At 63.6% G+C, this 19,589-nt stretch carries 14 protein-coding genes; 10 read left to right on the top strand and 4 right to left on the bottom strand.

The annotated features are described in order from the left end of the window. The first annotated feature begins 198 nt into the window (after positions 1-198). The 10 genes from sdhC to brnQ all read left to right on the top strand — a co-directional run bounded on the left by sdhC (position 199) and on the right by brnQ (position 13,321). On the top strand, positions 199-585 hold the full coding sequence (gene sdhC / locus J2T47_RS25780) for a succinate dehydrogenase, cytochrome b556 subunit (RefSeq protein WP_167523168.1): 387 nt from the start codon (positions 199-201) through the stop codon (positions 583-585). Next, on the top strand, positions 579-947 hold the full coding sequence (gene sdhD / locus J2T47_RS25775) for a succinate dehydrogenase, hydrophobic membrane anchor protein (protein ID WP_024765472.1): 369 nt from the start codon (positions 579-581) through the stop codon (positions 945-947). Before sdhC ends, sdhD begins: the two co-directional genes overlap by 7 nt. Before the next feature lie 3 nt (positions 948-950). After that, the gene (gene sdhA, locus J2T47_RS25770) at positions 951-2,723 is read left to right on the top strand and encodes a succinate dehydrogenase flavoprotein subunit (RefSeq protein WP_045208031.1); all 1,773 of its coding nucleotides are present in this window, start codon (positions 951-953) and stop codon (positions 2,721-2,723) included. Positions 2,724-2,734: 11 nt separating this feature from the next. Beyond that, complete coding sequence (locus J2T47_RS25765; RefSeq protein WP_045208028.1) at positions 2,735-3,442, top strand: succinate dehydrogenase iron-sulfur subunit; 708 nt, start codon at positions 2,735-2,737, stop codon at positions 3,440-3,442. A gap of 250 nt (positions 3,443-3,692) precedes the next feature. Continuing rightward, the gene (locus tag J2T47_RS25760) at positions 3,693-6,524 is read left to right on the top strand and encodes a 2-oxoglutarate dehydrogenase E1 component (protein ID WP_253453119.1); all 2,832 of its coding nucleotides are present in this window, start codon (positions 3,693-3,695) and stop codon (positions 6,522-6,524) included. A 42-nt stretch (positions 6,525-6,566) separates the two neighbouring features. Continuing rightward, on the top strand, positions 6,567-7,799 hold the full coding sequence (gene odhB / locus J2T47_RS25755; RefSeq protein ID WP_138525723.1) for a 2-oxoglutarate dehydrogenase complex dihydrolipoyllysine-residue succinyltransferase: 1,233 nt from the start codon (positions 6,567-6,569) through the stop codon (positions 7,797-7,799). Between the two features lie 81 nt (positions 7,800-7,880). After that, positions 7,881-9,317 (top strand): dihydrolipoyl dehydrogenase, encoded by a 1,437-nt coding sequence (gene lpdA, locus J2T47_RS25750; RefSeq protein WP_081516701.1) that lies wholly within the window; start codon positions 7,881-7,883, stop codon positions 9,315-9,317. Between the two features lie 160 nt (positions 9,318-9,477). Continuing rightward, positions 9,478-10,644, top strand: coding sequence for an ADP-forming succinate--CoA ligase subunit beta (gene sucC / locus J2T47_RS25745; protein WP_015477516.1), 1,167 nt, complete (start codon positions 9,478-9,480; stop codon positions 10,642-10,644). After that, positions 10,644-11,525, top strand: coding sequence for a succinate--CoA ligase subunit alpha (gene sucD, locus J2T47_RS25740; RefSeq protein WP_038803160.1), 882 nt, complete (start codon positions 10,644-10,646; stop codon positions 11,523-11,525). Before sucC ends, sucD begins: the two co-directional genes overlap by 1 nt. Before the next feature lie 482 nt (positions 11,526-12,007). Continuing rightward, positions 12,008-13,321, top strand: a complete 1,314-nt coding sequence (gene brnQ / locus J2T47_RS25735) for a branched-chain amino acid transport system II carrier protein (RefSeq protein WP_253453117.1) — start codon at positions 12,008-12,010, stop codon at positions 13,319-13,321. A 102-nt stretch (positions 13,322-13,423) separates the two neighbouring features. Here brnQ and J2T47_RS25730 read toward each other — a convergent pair whose 3' ends face one another. From J2T47_RS25730 to J2T47_RS25715, 4 genes are all read right to left on the bottom strand, one after another. Then, positions 13,424-14,815, bottom strand: a complete 1,392-nt coding sequence (locus J2T47_RS25730) for a DUF1254 domain-containing protein (RefSeq protein ID WP_253453115.1) — start codon at positions 14,813-14,815, stop codon at positions 13,424-13,426. Positions 14,816-14,917: 102 nt separating this feature from the next. After that, complete coding sequence (locus J2T47_RS25725) at positions 14,918-16,312, bottom strand: DUF1254 domain-containing protein (RefSeq protein ID WP_253453112.1); 1,395 nt, start codon at positions 16,310-16,312, stop codon at positions 14,918-14,920. 41 nt (positions 16,313-16,353) lie between these two features. Further along, positions 16,354-17,706, bottom strand: a complete 1,353-nt coding sequence (locus J2T47_RS25720; protein ID WP_253453110.1) for a DUF1329 domain-containing protein — start codon at positions 17,704-17,706, stop codon at positions 16,354-16,356. 2 nt (positions 17,707-17,708) lie between these two features. Beyond that, positions 17,709-19,559, bottom strand: a complete 1,851-nt coding sequence (locus tag J2T47_RS25715; RefSeq protein WP_253453108.1) for a DUF1302 domain-containing protein — start codon at positions 19,557-19,559, stop codon at positions 17,709-17,711. Positions 19,560-19,589: the final 30 nt, after the last annotated feature.

Below are 19,589 nucleotides of genomic sequence, written 5' to 3'. Positions count from 1 at the left end.
TTTTATGGGGGTGCGGCAATTAGTCCTTAGGTGGAGGTCTTTCCGTTGTCATTAGGAGCCTAACTGTCTATACTCGGCGACCAGCCGCCAAGGGCCGTCCGGCCTCGCTTGATTGGTGGTTGTCACTCCCGAAGGTGATGGGTACCTGACAAGTGCACCTCCCGACAACTAGCCCTGATTCATAGAAGGGCTCTCAGTGTGAAAAAAGCCGTGAATAGCAAACGACCCGTAAACCTAGACCTAAGGACCATCCAACTCCCTATCACTGCTTACACGTCGATTCTCCACCGCATCTCTGGCGTCATTCTGTTCGTGGGCATCGCAGTGCTGCTGTTCGCACTGGATCGTTCCCTCGCTTCGGAAGAAAGCTTCGAGCAGGTGAAGGCGTGTCTGACCCATCCGTTGGTCAAGCTTGTGATCTGGGGCCTGCTGTCTGCGCTGCTGTACCACCTGGTAGCCGGTATTCGTCACCTCGTCATGGACGCAGGTATTGGCGAAACACTGGAAGGCGGTAAGCGTGGTTCGAAAATCGTCATCGCTGTCGCAGTGGTGCTGATCGTTCTGGCGGGGGTATGGGTATGGTAACTAACGTCACTAACTTGTCGCGTTCGGGTCTCTATGACTGGATGGTCCAGCGCGTCTCCGCGGTCGTTCTCGCGGCTTATGTTCTCTTCCTGCTGGGCTTCCTGATCGCTCACCCGGGTATCACCTACGCCGAGTGGCATGGTCTGTTCTCCCACAGCCTGATGAAGATCTTCAGCCTGTTGACGCTGGTTTCCCTGAGCGTGCACGCGTGGGTTGGTATGTGGACCATCACTACCGACTACCTGACTCCGATGGCGCTGGGCAAGTCCGCGACTGTCGTGCGTTTCCTCGTCCAGGCGGTATGCGGCATGGCCATGTTCGCATTCTTCGTCTGGGGTGTGCAGATTCTCTGGGGTAACTGATCCATGGCTAGCATTCGTACTCTTTCCTTCGACGCCATCATCGTGGGTGGTGGCGGCGCCGGCATGCGCGCTGCGCTGCAACTGGCCCAGGGCGGTCACAAGACCGCCGTGGTGACCAAGGTCTTCCCGACCCGTTCGCACACCGTATCCGCCCAGGGCGGCATCACCTGCGCCATCGCTTCGGCCGACCCGAACGACGATTGGCGCTGGCACATGTACGACACCGTCAAGGGCTCCGACTACATCGGTGACCAGGACGCTATCGAATACATGTGCTCCGTCGGCCCGGAAGCCGTGTTCGAACTGGAACACATGGGCCTGCCGTTCTCCCGTACCGAGCAGGGCCGTATCTACCAGCGTCCGTTCGGTGGCCAGTCCAAGGACTTCGGCAAGGGTGGCCAGGCTGCCCGTACCTGCGCCGCGGCTGACCGTACCGGTCACGCCCTGCTGCACACCCTCTATCAGGCCAACCTGAAGAGCGGTACTTCCTTCCTTAATGAGTGGTACGCGGTTGACCTGGTGAAGAACCAGGACGGTCATGTGGTTGGCGTCATCGCCATCGACATCGAAACCGGCGACACCGTTTATATCCGCTCCAAAGCCGTGGTCCTGGCCACTGGCGGTGCCGGCCGTATCTACGCCTCCACCACCAACGCCCTGATCAACACCGGTGACGGCATCGGTATGGCCCTGCGCGCTGGCGTGCCGGTTCAGGACATCGAGATGTGGCAGTTCCACCCGACCGGCATCGCCGGCGCTGGTGTACTGGTCACCGAAGGCTGCCGCGGTGAAGGTGGCTACCTGATCAACGCCCATGGCGAGCGCTTCATGGAGCGTTACGCTCCGAACGCGAAAGACCTGGCCGGCCGCGACGTGGTTGCCCGCTCCATGGTGAAAGAAGTGATCGCCGGCAACGGCGTGGGCCCGAACAAGGACCACGTACTGCTGAAGCTCGACCACCTCGGCGAAGAAGTTCTGCACAGCCGCCTGCCCGGCATCTGCGAACTGTCCAAGACCTTCGCCCACGTTGACCCGGTTGTCGCTCCGATCCCGGTTATCCCGACCTGCCACTACATGATGGGCGGCGTTGCCACCAACATCCACGGCCAGGCCCTGACCATGGACGCCAACGGCAACGAGCAGATCATCGAAGGCCTGTTCGCCGTAGGCGAAGTGGCTTGCGTATCGGTACATGGTGCCAACCGCCTGGGCGGCAACTCGCTGCTCGACCTGGTGGTGTTCGGTCGTGCCACCGGTCTGCACCTGGAGAAGGCGCTCAAGGATGGTATCGAGCACCGCCAGGCTTCCGAGTCCGACCTGGAATCCGCTTTCAAGCGCCTGAACGGCGTGAACGAGCGCACCAGCGGCGAAGAAGTCGCTCCGCTCAAGCGCGAGCTGCAATCCTGCATGCAGAACTACTTCGGTGTGTTCCGTACCGGCGAGTACATGCAGAAAGGTATCGCTCAGCTGGCTGATCTGCGTGAGCGTATCGCCGCGGTCAAGATCAACGACAAGAGCCAGGCATTCAACACGGCGCGTATCGAAGCGCTGGAACTGCAGAACCTCCTCGAAGTGGCCGAAGCCACTGCGATTGCGGCCGAAGCCCGCAAAGAGTCCCGCGGCGCGCATGCCCGTGAAGACTTCGAGGAGCGCGATGACGAGAACTGGCTGTGCCACACCCTGTACTTCCCGGGTGAGAAGCGTGTAGCCAAGCGTGCCGTCAACTTCGCGCCGAAAACTGTTCCGGCATTCGAACCCAAGGTTCGTACTTACTAAGGGTGCCCGCCATGTTGCAAGTGAGTGTTTACCGCTACAACCCTGAGAAGGACGCTGCACCTTACATGCAGGACTTCCAGGTCGATACCGACGGCAAGGACATCATGGTCCTGGACGTGCTGGCGCTGATCAAGGAACAGGACGAGGGCTTCTCCTACCGTCGTTCCTGCCGTGAAGGCGTGTGCGGTTCCGACGGTATGAACATGAATGGCAAGAACGGCCTGGCCTGCATCACCCCCCTGTCGGCCGTTGGCCTGAAGGGCGGCAAGCTGGTCATTCGCCCGCTGCCCGGCCTGCCGGTCATCCGTGACCTGGTCGTCGACATGCGCATCTTCTACAAGCAGTACGAGAGCGTGAAGCCGTTCCTGCAGAACAAATATGCAGCGCCGGCCATCGAACGTCTGCAAAGCCCGGAGGAACGCGAGAAGCTGGACGGTCTGTACGAGTGCATCCTGTGCGCCTGCTGCTCGACCTCCTGCCCGTCGTTCTGGTGGAACCCCGACAAGTTCCTGGGTCCCGCCGCACTGCTGCAGGCCTATCGCTTCCTGGCCGACAGCCGTGACACCGAAACTCAGGCGCGCCTGGCGAGCCTGGATGACCCGTTCAGCGTCTTCCGCTGCCGCGGGATCATGAACTGCGTGAACGTCTGCCCGAAGGGTCTGAACCCCACCAAGGCAATCGGTCACATCCGTAACATGCTGCTGCAGAGCGGCACTTGATCTGAGGGCCTCGCGCCCAAAGATCATTGCAAGAGCGACACCTGTGCCGCCGGAACATTGTCCGGCGGTACAGTCCCTAGGACCCAAGCCCACAAAGCGGGGGTCCTGTTTTGAAAACGTATATATGACCAGCAGGGGCATCCGGGCTGGTACCCGGACTATCTGCGGGGATCGGTGGCTTGAAGTCGCTGTGTATGACTTCGCGCCAGAGATTCCACAGGTGGAGTCCCCTTACCGAGGGTGACCAAGCATGCACGAAAGCGTAATGCAGCGGATGTGGAACAGTGCCCATCTATCCGGTGGAAACGCTGCCTACGTCGAAGAGCTCTACGAGCTCTACCTGCACGACCCGAACGCTGTGCCAGAAGAGTGGCGCACGTACTTCCAGAAGCTCCCCGCCGACGGCAATCCTGCCCCCGACGTCTCGCATTCCTCTATCCGTGATCATTTCGTACTCCTGGCCAAGAACCAGCGCCGTGCTGCGCCTGTTTCCGCTGGCAGCGTAAGCACCGAGCACGAGAAAAAGCAGGTTGAAGTCCTGCGTCTGATCCTGGCATACCGTCTGCGTGGACATCAGGCAGCATCGCTCGATCCGCTGGGTCTCTGGGTGCGTACCGCTCCCTCCGATCTGTCGCTCGAACACTACGGGCTCACCGCTGCAGACCTCGACACTACTTTCCGTACCGGTGAGCTCTACATCGGCAAGGAAGAAGCGACCCTGCGTGAAATCATCGACGCGCTGAAGCAGACCTACTGCAGCACCATCGGCGCCGAGTTCATGCACATCGTCGATTCCGAGCAACGCCACTGGTTCGCCCAGCGCCTGGAAAGCGTGCGCGGCCGTCCGACGTACTCTGTCGACGCCCGTTCCCACCTGCTCGAGCGCCTCACCGCTGCCGAAGGCCTGGAAAAGTACCTGGGCACCAAGTACCCGGGCACCAAGCGCTTCGGCCTGGAAGGCGGCGAGAGCCTGATCCCGATGGTTGACGAGATCATCCAGCGCTCCGGCTCCTACGGCGTGAAGGAAATCGTCATCGGCATGGCCCACCGCGGCCGTCTGAACGTCCTGGTCAACACCCTGGGCAAGAACCCGCGCGAGCTGTTCGACGAGTTCGAAGGCAAGAAGCTGGTCGAGATGGGCTCGGGTGACGTGAAGTACCACCAGGGCTTCTCCTCCAACGTCATGACCTCCGGCGGCGAAGTCCACCTCGCTCTGGCGTTCAACCCCTCGCACCTGGAAATCGTTTCCCCGGTGGTCGAGGGCTCGGTACGCGCTCGCCAGGACCGTCGTAAAGACGGCAGCGGCGACAAGGTTGTGCCGATCTCCATCCACGGCGATGCCGCCTTCGCGGGGCAGGGCGTGGTCATGGAAACCTTCCAGATGTCGCAGACCCGTGCTTACAAGACGGGCGGCACCATCCACATCGTGATCAACAACCAGGTCGGCTTCACCACCAGCCGTCAGGACGATGCTCGTTCCACCGAGTACGCGACCGACGTGGCGAAGATGATCCAGGCGCCGATCTTCCATGTGAATGGCGACGATCCGGAAGCGGTCCTGTTCGTGACCCAGCTGGCCATCGATTACCGCATGCAGTTCAAGCGTGACGTGGTCATCGACCTGGTCTGCTACCGCCGTCGCGGCCACAACGAGGCCGACGAGCCGAGCGGCACCCAGCCGCTGATGTACCAGCAGATCGCCAAGCAGCGCACCACCCGTGACCTGTATGCCGACGCGCTGATCGCCGCTGGCGTGCAGACCACCGAGCAGGCCCAGGAGAAAGTCGACGAATACCGCGACGCTCTCGACAACGGCCTGCACGTGGTGAAGAGCCTGGTGAAGGAGCCCAACAAGGAGCTCTTCGTCGATTGGCGTCCGTACATCGGTCACGCCTGGACCGCGCGTCACGACACCCGTTGCGACCTGAAGACCCTGCAGGACCTGTCCAACAAGCTGCTGGAAACCCCGGACGGCTTCGTCATGCAGCGTCAGGTGCAGAAGATCTACGAAGACCGCGCCAAGATGGCTGCCGGTGGCTTCCCGATCAACTGGGGCTTCGCCGAGAACCTGGCCTACGCCACCCTGCTGTTCGAAGGTCACCCGGTGCGCATGACCGGTCAGGACGTCGGCCGCGGCACCTTCTCGCACCGCCACGCGGCGCTGCACAACCAGAAGGACGACTCGGTCTACATCCCGCTGGCCAACCTGTTCGACGGCCAGCCGCGCGTCAGCCTGTACGACTCCTACCTCTCGGAAGAAGCTGTACTGGCGTTCGAATACGGCTACGCCACCACCACCCCGGATGCACTCGTGGTGTGGGAAGCGCAGTTCGGTGACTTCGCCAACGGTGCGCAGGTCGTGATCGACCAGTTCATCACCAGCGGCGAAACCAAGTGGCAACGCCTGTGTGGTCTGACCATGCTGCTGCCGCACGGTTACGAAGGCCAGGGTCCGGAGCACTCCTCCGCGCGTCTGGAGCGTTACCTGCAGCTGTGCGCCGAGCAGAACATCCAGGTCTGCGTGCCGACTACCCCGGCCCAGGTCTACCACATGCTGCGCCGTCAGGTGATCCGTCCGCTGCGCAAGCCGCTGATCGTGATGACGCCGAAGTCGCTGCTGCGTCACAAGCTGGCCATCTCCACCCTGGAAGATCTGGCCGACGGTTCGTTCCAGACTGTGATCAACGAGATCGACAGCCTGGATCCGAAGAAAGTCGATCGCATCGTGCTGTGTAGCGGCAAGGTCTACTACGACCTGCTGGAGAAGCGTCGTGCCGAAGGTCTCGAGAACATCGCGATCGTTCGTCTCGAGCAGCTGTATCCCTTCCCGGAGGACGATCTGGCCGAGGTACTGTCGCAGTACAAGAACCTCAAGCACATCGTCTGGTGCCAGGAAGAGCCGATGAACCAGGGCGCCTGGTTCTGCTCGCAGCACCACATGCGTCGTGTCATCGCCGCGCACAAGAAAGGTCTCAACCTGGAATACGCGGGCCGCGAAGGCTCGGCAGCTCCGGCTTGCGGCTACGCTTCGATGCACGCCGAGCAGCAGGAAAAACTGCTGCAGGACGCCTTCACCGTTTAACGCCAACGCGCAGTTGATACCGAATTTAAGGAAACACACATAATGGCTATCGAAATCAAAGCCCCAACCTTCCCGGAATCGGTTGCCGACGGCACCGTCGCAACCTGGCACAAGAAGGTCGGTGAAGCCGTCAAGCGTGACGAACTGATCGTCGACATCGAGACCGACAAGGTCGTGATCGAAGTACTGGCCGAGGCCGACGGCGTCCTGGCTGAGATCGTCAAGAACGAAGGCGACACCGTTCTCTCCAACGAACTGCTGGGCAAGCTGAGCGAAGGCGGTGCTGCCGCTGCCGCTCCGGCTGCTGCCTCGGCTCCGGCTGCCGCTCCGGCCGCTGCTGCCCCGGCCGCCGCCGCTGGCGACGACAACATCCTCTCGCCGGCCGCCCGCAAGCTGGCCGAAGAGAACGGCATCGACCCGAACAGCCTGGCCGGCACTGGCAAGGGCGGTCGCGTGACCAAGGAAGACGTCGTCGCTGCCGTTGAAGCCAAGAAGAATGCCCCGGCTGCCGCTCCGGCCGCCAAGGCGGCGGCTCCCGCTGCCGCTGCTGCTCCGGTATTCGCCGCTGGCGACCGCGTCGAGAAGCGCGTACCGATGACCCGCCTGCGCGCCAAGGTTGCCGAGCGTCTGGTCGAAGCCCAGTCCTCCATGGCCATGCTGACTACCTTCAACGAAGTCAACATGAAGCCGATCATGGACCTGCGCAACAAGTACAAGGACCTGTTCGAGAAGAAGCACAACGGCGTTCGCCTGGGCTTCATGTCCTTCTTCGTCAAGGCCGCCACCGAAGCCCTGAAGCGCTTCCCGGGCGTCAACGCCTCGATCGACGGCAACGACATCGTCTACCACGGCTACCAGGACATCGGCGTAGCAGTTTCCAGCGACCGCGGTCTGGTCGTACCGGTACTGCGCAACGCCGAGTTCATGAGCCTGGCCGAGATCGAGAACGGCATCGCCACCTTCGGCAAGAAAGCCAAAGACGGCAAGCTGTCCATCGAAGACATGACCGGTGGTACTTTCACCATTTCCAACGGTGGCGTATTCGGTTCCCTGCTGTCGACTCCGATCGTCAACCCGCCGCAGACCGCCATCCTCGGCATGCACAAGATCCAGGAGCGCCCGATGGCCGTTAACGGCCAGGTCGTGATCCTGCCGATGATGTACCTGGCACTGTCCTACGATCACCGCATGATCGATGGCAAGGAAGCGGTCAGCTTCCTGGTCACCATGAAGGATCTGCTGGAAGATCCGGCTCGCCTGCTGCTCGACGTCTGATACGTCAGTTCACACGACGGCCCCGTACTACACGACGGCCCCGCGAGGGGCCGTCCGCTTCACCGGAATAAGGATTGAGACATGAGCCAGAAATTCGACGTGGTTGTGATTGGTGCCGGCCCCGGCGGTTACGTAGCCGCCATCCGTGCCGCCCAACTCGGCCTGAAGACCGCTTGCATCGAGAAGTACATCGGTAAAGAGGGCAAGGTCGCTCTCGGCGGTACCTGCCTGAACGTAGGCTGCATTCCGTCCAAGGCGCTGCTGGACAGCTCCTGGAAGTACAAGGAAGCCAAAGAGAGCTTCGACGTCCATGGCATCTCCACTGGCGAAGTGAAGATGGACGTTCCGGCGATGATCGGTCGCAAGGCCAACATCGTGAAGAACCTGACTGGCGGCATCGCCACCCTGTTCAAGGCCAACGGCGTGACCTCCTTCGAAGGCCACGGCAAGGTCCTGGCCAACAAGCAGGTCGAAGTGACCGGCCTGGATGGCAAGACCCAGGTTCTGGAAGCCGACAACATCATCATCGCTTCGGGCTCCAAGCCGGTCGAAATTCCGCCGGCCCCGCTGACCGAAGACATCATCGTCGACTCCACCGGCGCCCTGGAATTCCAGAGCGTACCCAAGAAGCTCGGCGTGATTGGCGCTGGCGTCATCGGCCTGGAACTGGGTTCGGTCTGGGCTCGCCTGGGCGCTGAAGTCACCGTCCTGGAAGCCCTGGACAAGTTCCTCCCGGCTGCCGACGAGCAGATCGCCAAGGAAGCCCTGAAGACCCTGACCAAGCAAGGTCTGAACATCCGCCTGGGCGCTCGCGTCACCGGTTCGGACGTGAAGAAGAAGCAGGTAACCGTCACCTTCACCGACGCCAACGGCGAGCAGAAGGAAGTCTTCGACAAGCTGATCGTGGCCGTGGGCCGTCGCCCGGTGACCACCGACCTGCTGGCTGCCGACAGCGGCGTGACCCTGGACGAGCGTGGCTTCATCTTCGTCGACGACCAGTGCAAGACCAGCGTTCCGGGCGTCTACGCCATCGGTGACGTGGTCCGCGGCGCCATGCTGGCGCACAAGGCCTCGGAAGAGGGCGTGATGGTTGCCGAGCGCATCGCCGGCCACAAGGCCCAGATGAACTACGACCTGATTCCGTCGGTGATCTACACCCACCCGGAAATCGCATGGGTCGGCAAGACCGAGCAGCAGCTCAAGGGTGAAGGCGTCGAAGTCAACGTCGGTACCTTCCCGTTCGCCGCCAGTGGCCGCGCCATGGCTGCCAACGACACCGGCGGTCTGGTCAAGGTCATCGCCGATGCCAAGACCGACCGCGTACTGGGCGTCCACGTGATCGGCCCGAGCGCCGCCGAGCTGGTTCAGCAAGGCGCGATCGGCATGGAATTCGGCACCAGTGCCGAAGACCTGGGCATGATGGTCTTCTCCCACCCGACTCTGTCCGAAGCGCTGCACGAAGCGGCCCTGGCAGTGAATGGCCACGCCATCCACATCGCCAACCGCAAGAAGCGCTAAGGAACGGGACCACGGCGGGGAGGGCGGCAGTCTTTTGCGAGGGGCTGCCGTCCATCCCGCCGGATCGTTTCTCCCCCGAGGGGGACTCGGTCACAGGTGGCGTGGTGCCACGAGCGCCGCGCCGAATGCGCAATACCCAAGACGAAAACGGTAGACAAGCATGAATCTCCACGAATATCAGGGTAAGCAGCTGTTCGCTGAGTACGGCCTGCCCGTATCCAAGGGCTTCGCCGTCGACACACCCGAAGAGGCCGCAGAAGCCTGTGAAAAGATCGGTGGTACCGAGTGGGTCGTTAAAGCCCAGGTACACGCCGGTGGCCGCGGTAAAGCGGGCGGTGTGAAGCTGGTCAAGAGCAAAGAGGACGCCAAGGCGTTCGCCGCCAACTGGCTGGGCAAGCGTCTGGTGACTTACCAGACTGACGCCAACGGCCAGCCGGTCAGCAAGATCCTGGTGGAATCCTGCACCGACATCGACAAGGAGCTGTACCTCGGCGCCGTTGTCGACCGTTCCAGCCGTCGCATCGTCTTCATGGCCTCCACCGAAGGTGGCGTGGACATCGAGAAAGTTGCGCACGAGACCCCTGAGAAGATCCTCAAGGCCACCATCGATCCGCTGGTTGGCGCACAGCCCTACCAGGGTCGCGAGCTGGCCTTCCAGCTGGGCCTCAAAGGTGACCAGATCAAGCAGTTCACCCACATCTTCGTGGGCCTGGCCAAGCTGTTCCAGGACTACGACCTGGCACTGCTGGAAGTGAACCCGCTGGTGATCAAGAAGGACGGCAACCTGCACTGCCTGGACGCCAAGATCAACATCGACTCCAACGCCATGTACCGTCAGCCCAAGCTGCGCGCCATGCACGACCCGTCCCAGGACGACGCTCGTGAAGCCCATGCGCAGAAGTGGGAACTGAACTACGTCGCGCTGGAAGGCAACATCGGCTGCATGGTCAACGGCGCTGGCCTGGCCATGGGCACCATGGACATCGTCAACCTGCACGGCGGCAAGCCGGCCAACTTCCTCGACGTTGGCGGCGGTGCCACCAAAGAGCGCGTGACCGAAGCGTTCAAGATCATCCTGTCCGACAGCAACGTCGCTGCCGTTCTGGTGAACATCTTCGGCGGCATCGTTCGCTGCGACATGATTGCCGAAGGCATCATCGGCGCCGTGAAAGAAGTCGGCGTGAAAATCCCGGTTGTCGTTCGTCTGGAAGGCAACAACGCCGACCTCGGCGCCAAGGTCCTGGCCGAAAGCGGTCTGAACATCATCGCGGCGACCAGCCTGACCGACGCTGCCCAGCAAGTCGTCAAGGCCGCGGAGGGTAAGTAATGAGCGTCCTGATCAATAAAGACACCAAAGTCATCTGCCAGGGCTTCACCGGCTCGCAGGGTACCTTCCACTCCGAACAAGCCATCGCCTACGGCACCAAGATGGTTGGCGGCGTGACCCCCGGCAAGGGCGGCACCACCCACCTGGGCCTGCCGGTGTTCAACACCGTCAAGGAAGCCGTGGAAGCGACCGGCGCTGACGCTTCGGTCATCTACGTTCCGGCTCCGTTCTGCAAGGACTCGATCCTGGAAGCGGCCTTCGGCGGCATCAAGCTGATCGTCTGCATCACCGAAGGCATCCCGACCATCGACATGCTGGAAGCCAAGGTCAAGTGCGACGAGCTGGGCGTACGCCTGATCGGCCCGAACTGCCCGGGCGTGATCACTCCCGGCGAGTGCAAGATCGGCATCATGCCGGGTCACATCCACCTGCCGGGCAAGGTAGGCATCGTGTCGCGTTCCGGCACCCTGACCTACGAAGCCGTGAAGCAGACCACCGACGCCGGCTTCGGCCAGTCCACCTGCGTGGGCATCGGTGGTGACCCGATCCCGGGCTCCAACTTCATCGACATCCTGAAGCTGTTCCAGGAAGACCCGAAAACCGAAGCCATCGTCATGATCGGCGAAATCGGTGGTTCGGCCGAAGAAGAAGCGGCTGCCTACATCAAGGCCAACGTGACCAAGCCGGTGGTGTCCTACATCGCTGGTGTCACCGCACCGCCCGGCAAGCGCATGGGCCACGCCGGCGCCATCATCTCCGGTGGCAAGGGCACTGCGGACGAGAAGTTCGCCGCCCTGCAGGACGCTGGTGTGAAAACCGTGCGTTCCCTGGCTGACATCGGCAAGGCCCTGGCCGAGCTGACCGGCTGGCCGGTCAAGTAAGCCCCTCGCTTACCTGACCGTCCGTCAACAGAGGCCACCTTCGGGTGGCCTCTGTCGTTATGGCCGCGTCTACAAAGTGTCGTTCAGGCGACACCCGCTTTCATTCCGCGGACGATCTGACGTATGTCAGTGCAGCTCATCGGAATAGATCGTTAGGCTAGCAACTATATGAAGCGTCGCGTTCCCCACAAGGGAAGGCTCGCTCACCGTCAATTCCTACCCGGAGGCGACGGCGATTCCTGACCGGCAAGGATGTCGGGATAACCAGAATGCAGGAGCAACCGGGCCACGAGCCCATGGAAAACCTCTGCTATCGGACTTCCAAGAACAAATCACCGTACCGATGACAGCAGCATCACAGGATGCCCGGACTCACCCCGCGTGAGTTGGCCAATCCCGTCCGATGCGGCTTTGTCACGTCTGTACGGTCGATCTGCCTTGGGAGACCACGAAACCGTTTCAGCACTGTGGTATTTCCCTTCATGAAAGTCTTGAAAGGCCAGGACATCCTGGCACTGGGTTTTATGACCTTCGCGCTGTTCGTCGGCGCGGGCAACATCATCTTCCCGCCGATCGTGGGCCTGCAGTCGGGGCCGCACGTGTGGATGGCCGCGCTGGGCTTCCTGATCACCGCGGTCGGCCTGCCGGTGATCACCGTCGTCGCCCTGGCCAAGGTCGGTGGTGCGATGGACGCCCTGAGCCATCCCATCGGCAAAGTCGCCGGCGGCGTGCTCGCGGCTGTCTGCTACCTGTCGGTCGGGCCGCTGTTCGCCACCCCGCGTACCGCCACCGTCTCCTTCGAAGTCGGCCTGGCGCCGCTGACCGGTGAGGGCGCGCTGCCGCTGTTCCTCTACAGCCTGGTGTACTTCCTGATCGTGCTGGTGATCTCGCTGTACCCGGGCAAGCTGCTGGATACCGTCGGCCGCTTCCTCGCGCCGCTGAAGATCGTCGCCCTGGCCGCGCTGGGCATCGCCGCCTTCATGCTGCCAGCCGGCCCCATTGGCATCGCTGAGCCGGCCTACCAGGCCGCAGCGTTCTCCCAGGGCTTCGTCAATGGCTACCTGACCATGGACACCCTTGGCGCGCTGGTCTTCGGCATCGTCATCGTCAACGCGATCCGCTCCCGTGGCGTCGACTCGCCGCGCCTGATCACCCGCTACGCCATCATCGCCGGCCTGATCGCCGGGGTCGGCCTGGCGCTGGTGTACATCAGCCTGTTCCGCCTGGGGGCCGGCAGCCACGACATCGCCGCCGGCGCCGCCAACGGCGCAGCCGTCCTGCATGCCTACGTGCAGCACACCTTCGGCTCGCTGGGCAGCACCTTCCTCGCCGTGCTCATCGCGCTGGCCTGCCTGGTGACCGCCGTCGGCCTGACCTGTGCCTGCGCCGAGTACTTCTGCCGCATCCTGCCGCTGTCGTACCGCAGCCTGGTGGTCATCCTGGCCGGCTTCTCGCTGCTGGTATCGAACCTGGGCCTGACCAAGCTCATCCAGTTCTCGATCCCGGTGCTGACCGCCATCTACCCGCCGTGCATCGTGCTGGTGGCGCTGAGCTTCTGCGCCAGCCTGTGGCGCTCGCAGACCCGCATCGTCGCACCGGTGATGGTGATCTCCTTCGTCTTCGGCCTCATCGATGCCCTGAAGGGCGCCAAGCTCGACGCCTGGATGCCGGCCTGGATGGAACACCTGCCGCTGGCCGAGCAGGGCCTCGCCTGGCTGATCCCCTCGGTGGCCATGCTGGCCGTGATGGTGGTGATCGACCGCCTGCTGGGCAAACCCCAGGAAGCGATGGCCTGATATCCCGCCCTCCATGAAAAAGGCCGCCCACAAGGCGGCCTTTTTTCATCCTGCCTGATACTGCTGGCAGACGCTGCCTGCGGCAGGTGCGGCCAGCGGCTTTCACAACCGTTCTATGCCTGGCATATGCCACTGGCCGTCGAGCAGGCGCTGCTCGGGCAGGTAGATGCGCCCGGTCAGGCTGAAGGGGCCGCTGGCGGGAATCGGCAACCAGTTGCTCTGCTGTGCCGGAGCCTGCTCCTGCAGCCAGAGGTCCAGGGAGCCGTCGGCGTTGTAGCGGAGCGGGTCGCGGTCGCCCAGGGCATAGCGCGCCAGTGGGTTGGCAATCAGGTAGCCGTCGCCATCGTAGGCGGTCACCGACCAGAACGCCCTGGCCGGCGGCAGGGCGCCGGCAGCGAAGTGCAGCCGGTAGCGCTGCCCGCCTTGCAGTTGTCTGCCCTGGCCGTCGAGATTGGCGTTGGGGTAGATCGCGTCCGCTGCCAGGTTCGCGCCGAACCCGGCCATCGCCACCACGGCACGCAGCCCGTAGTCCTGGGCGTAAGCGCCAATGTGTGAGGGGGGCTGGCGCCAGCCGTCGACCAGGCCATCGCTACGCTGCAGGGAGGCGCGCATCTCCCGTTCGGCCAGCCAGATGCCCAGGCGCACGGCCTGCTTCTGCAGCCAGCTCCAGTTCGGCTCAGCACCGGCATGCACGCCCAGCCGTTGCAGGTCGGCGAGGGCTTGCGCATCCCCGGCGGCGGCGGGGTTGTCCGGCAGAAGTGCAGCCAGCTGCGTGAAGTATGCCTCTGCACTCAGCGCGCGCAGCTGGTAGAGCGGCGACATTTCGGGTGTCTTGGGCAGGGCGAAGGGCAGAGCAGGGCTGGCCGTACCGCGCTGCCAGTCCTCCAGGCTGCGCAGCTGGATGCCGGCCTGCAGCGCGTGCACTGTCGGGTAGTCGGCCTTGCCATTGGTCTGGATGCGTCCCAGCAGCCAGCTGAGGCGGGTCGGTGAGCGCAGCAGGGTGAGCCCCGGCGGCACTGATCCCTTCCAGTCGGGGCCCACCAGCAGGAAGTGTCCGCCCTGGCTGCCGAGGGTGCGTGTGCCCAGGCTGGCGAACACGTTGCTCCAGGCGTCGAGAAACTGCATCAGCTGGTAGCGCGGGCTGACGGGTATCTCGAAGACCCACGGGCCGGCGTCCATATCCAGCCAGGCCTGGGTGTAGAGCGTGTCCACGTTGGGCCGGACGAACTCGCGGAAGTCGGCGTCGGGGAAGCTCGCCATATGTACCAGGCGGTTGGCCGGGGCGATGCCGCTGACAAAGTTGTGCCGGGTGAGTTCGGCCAGCACCAGGGGATAGCCGAACACATACCCGCGGGCCGCCAGGCCCACGTTTTCGCGTTGGCCCCAGAGCAGCCCGGCACCCAGTACGAGCACCAGTGCGGCGGCACCCAGCAGGCGCCGATGGAGCCTGCGCGGCTTGCAAGACGAGCGTTCAGACAGGCTCAGGTGGTTCATCATCGCTTCCCGTATTGCGGTCCTTCCGAGCGCCGGCGCGCTGCGTCAGGGATTCAGGGAGAAGGCCCCGTAGCCGATGCTGACGGGGCGTTACGTGGCCGACTATTGCAGGCGCTGGATGGCGGGCGGCAACCACTGTTTGTTCAGCGCCGAGTCCTTGGGCCAGTACAGGCGCAGGAACAGGTTGAACTCGTCCTGCGGGGCCGGTAGCCAGTTGCGCTGCTGGTCGGGGGACTGCGGCTGGTCGTTCTGCACGTACAGGTCGAGCGAGCCGTCGGCGTTGTAGTGCAGGTCGCTGCGGTCGCTGAGGGCATAGCGATTGAGCGGGTTGTCGCTGAGGAACTGCTTGCCGTTGTACAGGGTCAGCGACCAGAAGGCGCGTACCGGGGGCAACTGGTCCCTGGTGAAGTGCAGTACGTAGCGGTGCTCACCGCTCAACGCCTGGTTTTCCTGGTCCTTCCACAGGTTGGGGTAGATGGCGTCAGCCGCCAGGTTGGCGCCCAGCGCAATCTTCGCGACGATAGCTCGCTGTTCGTAGCGGGTGCCGTAGTCGCCAAGGTCGTAGCCAATGCGCCAGCCGTTGTAGGTCGGCAGTTGCTCGAGCACTTGGCGGCTGTTGGCCAGGACTTCCTGCACCTTCTTGTAGCCGAGTGCGCTGCCGATTTTCTGCAGGGGCGAAAGCTGCGCGGTGCAGCCTTCGCCGAGCAGTCCGGTGGTCTGGATGCGCTGCATCATCGGTGCGTCGGCCGCGGTCGGCGGGTTGTCCTTGATCAGTTGGCAGAAGGTGGAGAAGAACTGGTCCTGGCTCCAGGAGGCGACCTGGCGGTCAGGGGAGGGGCTTTTCGCCAGCGCCGGCAGCTTCACCAGTGCGATGGGCGGCACCGGGCTGTCTTCAGGCGCGCCTTGCCAGGCGCTCAGCGGTATCAGCTTGAAGCCTTCCTGCAGCGCGGTGACCTGCTGGTACTGGCTTTCACCGCTGCTGCGAATCCGCCCGATCATCCACGCCAGTCGGGTTGGCACACGCACCAGTTCCATCCCGGCGGGGACGCTGCCAGCCCAGGTCGGCCCGGCGATCAGGTAGGTCTTCGCCTGGCTGCCGAGGGTTCGCGTGCCGGGGCTGAGGGTGACGTTGGTCCAGGCGTCGAGGATCTGCATCATGTAGAACTGCCCGCGGGTTTCGGGGATTTCCAGCACCAGCGGTTCGGCGCGCAGGTCGAAGTGGGCAATGCTGTAGAGCGTGTCGACATTGGGCGAAACCACGCCGTTGAAGCCGGGGTCGGGGAAGCGCTTGCTGTGGTTGAAGCGGTTCATCGCGCTGGTGCCGATCAGCATCTGGTGCTGCTTGGTCACCTCCATCATCACCAGCGGATAGCCAAACAGGTAGGCCGCGGCGGTTTCCCTGGCCTGGTCGATGACGCTCTTGGCCGCCAGGCCCCCGGCGACGACGACGGCCGCGCCGATTCCCAGGGCCAGGCGGGTTTTCTTGCTCAGGGCCATGCAGTGGACTCCTCGTGTCTGTTCCTGTCAGGTGAAAGGGATCATTTGCCCAGGCGCTTGAGTTGCGCCGAGGTGAATTCGGACTTGGAAAGCGGCATGCCGAACTCGGCCTTGCTGGTCACTTCATTGCTCAGGTAGCCCACCGCGTAGCGGCCGGAGATCAGGTCGTAGGTAGCTTCGGCGACGGTGATGGGCAGCTCGATGTCGTGGTAGTTGGCCAGGTGCGATTCATACAGGCGCCACAGTTCGCCGCGGGTGTCATAGATGTCGGAAACCATGATCTGCCAGGTGTCCTCGTCGATGTAGAAACGACGCTTGGCATACACGTGGCGTGCGCCGGGCTTGAGGCTGGCTTCGACCACCCAGACGCGGTGCTTTTCGTAGCGGGTGTGCTCGGGATTGATGTAGCCGGGCTTGAGCAGGTCCTTGTAGCTGACGGACTTGCTCGCCAGGCGGAACGCGTTGTAGCCCACCAGCAGCTCCTGCTTGCCGATCAGCTTCCAGTCGTAGCGATCCGGTGCGCCGTTGTAGCCGTCGACGCTGTCGGTCACTACCTGGCCGAAGCTCTGCCGCGCGCTGCTGTCGTAGGCGAGGGTGGGCGCGCGCCGTACGCGACGCTGACCGGGGATGTACTGCCAGGCCGAACGCGGTTCCTCCACCTGGTTGATCGGCTCCTGTACCACCAGGGCTTCGCCGGCGTAACGCGAGGGGGAGGTGGTGAGGATGCGATTGAAGAACAGCAGGTTCTCGCCCGCATCCAGGTCGCTGACGCGTTCGCGGAAGGCGGTCAGCGCGTCGTTGGTCACCACGGTGAAGTCGCCGCCTTCCTGCACGGTGACCGAGGCCGTGGAGCGGCGGGCCGAGCCGCCGCGGTAACGGGTCAGGTGGTTCCACATGACCTCCAGCGCCTGGGTCGGCTCGGGAAAGGCCACACCGAAGTTGTAGCCCTCCAGGCCATTGCCGCCTTCGGCCAGGGTGACCTTGCTCAGGTTGGCGCGGCTTTCGTCCTGGTACGCCTTGGGCAGGGTACTGGTGCGATGGGTGGGATAGACCGGCATACGGTAATCGGGATAGCGCTTGAACATCGCCTGCTGGCCGGGACTCAGCACCTGGGTGTACTGGGCGAGGTTGGCCTGCGTCACGACGTAGAGTGGTTTCTCCTGGGCGAAGGGGTCGGCATAGTCGCCATTGGCGCTGATGGCGGCGGCGCCCGGCTTGAGGCCGCCGGACCAGGCCGGGATGCTGCCGTCGGCGTTGGCGCCGCGTTCGGCGCCAACGATGGTCAGCGGCCCGTCGAGTCTCGCCGCGTCGGTTTCCTTGGCCTGGGCGAGCGGGGTGGCAGCCACCACGGAGAGCGCCAGGGTCAGAGCAGAGAAGTGTGCTTTGAGGGTCATGGTCAGAAGCTCGCTTTGAGGGTGACCGAGGCGAAGTCGCGGTCATCGATGGTGGAGTAGTCGTTGGAGCCGAAGAACGCGTTGTAGGCCAGTTCCAGCGAGTAGTTGTTGCGGTAGTCGAAGGTCAGGGCGAGGCCGGCGGCTTGCTGGCCTTCCTGGAAGTTCGGGCTGTTGCCCTCGACGTCGTGGCGCCAGGTGATCGACGGGGTGACCACGGTGGCCGGCAGCAGGCCTTCGTAGTTGAGTGCCAGGCGCAGGCGGTAGCCCCAGGAGAAGTCGGTCATCAGCCCGTCGGTGTTGCAGTTGTCGGCGTTGTAGGCGGCCAGCTCGGAATCGCTCAGCCCGCCCGGATTGCCGAACGCCGTGCCGGGGTTGCACAGGCTGCCGTCGGTGGGCGGCGTGCGGCCGAAGCTGCCGGCGCGACCGAAGCGCTCATGCAGGCCGCCGATCCAGTTGGCGCCCACTTCCCCGGCCCAGGCGAAGCGCTCGGCACCCAGTACGTTGGAGACGGTGTCGATGGCGCCCAGGCTGAGCTGCCAGAACTCCTTGCGCGCGTAGCCTTCCACCGTGGTGCCGCGTGCGTCCGTGAGCTGGTCGGCGGTCATCGGCAGGATCGGCGTGTTGGCCTGGCCGGCGAGCAGCGCACCCATGTCCACCGGGTTGTAGCCCAGCGGCATGTTGGGGCGGTAGCTCAGCTCGCCGAACACGGCGGTGGTATCCAGCACGGTGCTCAGGCTGATGCCGAACAGGCGGATGTCCTCGGGGTAGACGGTGAAGTAGTCGCCGGTATTGAGGTTCGCACCGGGATTGCCGCCGCTGTTGGGTGCCTGCCGGGCGATGACGCCGGCCAGCTGCGGAGTGCGGCTGTGGTAGTTGGCGTAGTAGAGGCCCAGGTCGGCATCGCCGAGTTGCTCGATCGAGTAGTGCACGGCCAGGCCGTACTGGCCGGTGTCACGAGCCCAGTCGGTGGAGGTGCGGCGCAGGTAGCGCTCGGCATAGGCCGCTTCGCCGGGAGCTGCGTCGAGGGCATTGGGTACCAGGCTCTGTTGGGTGGTACCGATGCCGCCGACGATCAGCGCGTCGAATTGGCAGCCTTCCTGGATGTTGTCGCCCAGGCTGAAGAAGGTGCCGCAGCCGTCCAGCACGGTGGGGCGGAAGTTGTACTGCCAGAAGCCTTCGACACTCACCTTGTCGGTGAGGTCGTAGTTGAAGCTGAGCATCTCCACCGGCAACTGGCCTTCCTTGAGCTCCACGCCGGGACGGTTGAATGCCGAGGCGTCCAGTGGGTTGATGGCGTTGATGCCGTTCTGCAGGAACAGCGCCTCGCCCCAGCTGAGCACCTGCTTGCCGGCGCGCACCCCGAGCTTGTGGCCATTGAGGTCGAAGTCCTTCCAGAGATAGGCGTCGAGGGCTTCGAAACCCTTGAACCTGGCCAGGTCCTGCCAGCCGGAGTCGTCGAAGCGGGTGAAGTCGCCGTCAGCGTTTTCCAGGGCCTGGTCGTACCAGTACTTCAGGCGCAGGAAGGCGCCCTGGCTGCCGTCGTTGAGGTCGAAGTCGGACAGGCCCTTGAACACCGTGGAGATGGTGTCGCCCTTGTCGAAGTTCAGCCGGCCGTCGTCGCCGTTATAGGCCACGCCGTGGCCGGACTTGCCGATGCTGTTGGCGTCGGCCCTGGTCACCTGGGCCTTGTCGGCACCCTGCAGGGACCAGCTGGTGCCCAGCGACAGCGTGGTGTTGCTGGTCAGGCTCCAGTCGTCGTTGAGCTGCCAGGTGGCAGCCGCTGCGTGGGTTGCCGAGATGGCGAGGGCGAGCACGCTCAGCCGCAGTGGCTGGCGCAGAGGGAAGCGTTGCATGGGATCACCTTTTTTTATTGTGTTGGTGAG

Origin of the sequence: Pseudomonas nitroreducens (assembly GCF_024170165.1) — a bacterium.
GTDB classification, from domain to species: domain Bacteria; phylum Pseudomonadota; class Gammaproteobacteria; order Pseudomonadales; family Pseudomonadaceae; genus Pseudomonas; species Pseudomonas nitroreducens_C.
This window is presented reverse-complemented; position numbering and strand designations above follow the sequence as displayed.

Excerpts from the sequence above, each read along its gene's own strand:
- sdhA (WP_045208031.1), top strand. The coding sequence starts at position 951 with ATGGCTAGCATTCGTACTCTTTCCTTCGACGCCATCATCGTGGGTGGT.
- lpdA (WP_081516701.1), top strand. The coding sequence starts at position 7,881 with ATGAGCCAGAAATTCGACGTGGTTGTGATTGGTGCCGGCCCCGGCGGT.
- J2T47_RS25715 (WP_253453108.1), bottom strand. The coding sequence starts at position 19,559 with ATGCAACGCTTCCCTCTGCGCCAGCCACTGCGGCTGAGCGTGCTCGCC.
- J2T47_RS25720 (WP_253453110.1), bottom strand. The coding sequence starts at position 17,706 with ATGACCCTCAAAGCACACTTCTCTGCTCTGACCCTGGCGCTCTCCGTG.
- odhB (WP_138525723.1), top strand. The coding sequence starts at position 6,567 with ATGGCTATCGAAATCAAAGCCCCAACCTTCCCGGAATCGGTTGCCGAC.
- sucD (WP_038803160.1), top strand. The coding sequence starts at position 10,644 with ATGAGCGTCCTGATCAATAAAGACACCAAAGTCATCTGCCAGGGCTTC.
- J2T47_RS25760 (WP_253453119.1), top strand. The coding sequence starts at position 3,693 with ATGCACGAAAGCGTAATGCAGCGGATGTGGAACAGTGCCCATCTATCC.
- sdhD (WP_024765472.1), top strand. The coding sequence starts at position 579 with ATGGTAACTAACGTCACTAACTTGTCGCGTTCGGGTCTCTATGACTGG.
- J2T47_RS25725 (WP_253453112.1), bottom strand. The coding sequence starts at position 16,312 with ATGGCCCTGAGCAAGAAAACCCGCCTGGCCCTGGGAATCGGCGCGGCC.
- J2T47_RS25730 (WP_253453115.1), bottom strand. The coding sequence starts at position 14,815 with ATGAACCACCTGAGCCTGTCTGAACGCTCGTCTTGCAAGCCGCGCAGG.
- brnQ (WP_253453117.1), top strand. The coding sequence starts at position 12,008 with ATGAAAGTCTTGAAAGGCCAGGACATCCTGGCACTGGGTTTTATGACC.
- J2T47_RS25765 (WP_045208028.1), top strand. The coding sequence starts at position 2,735 with ATGTTGCAAGTGAGTGTTTACCGCTACAACCCTGAGAAGGACGCTGCA.
- sucC (WP_015477516.1), top strand. The coding sequence starts at position 9,478 with ATGAATCTCCACGAATATCAGGGTAAGCAGCTGTTCGCTGAGTACGGC.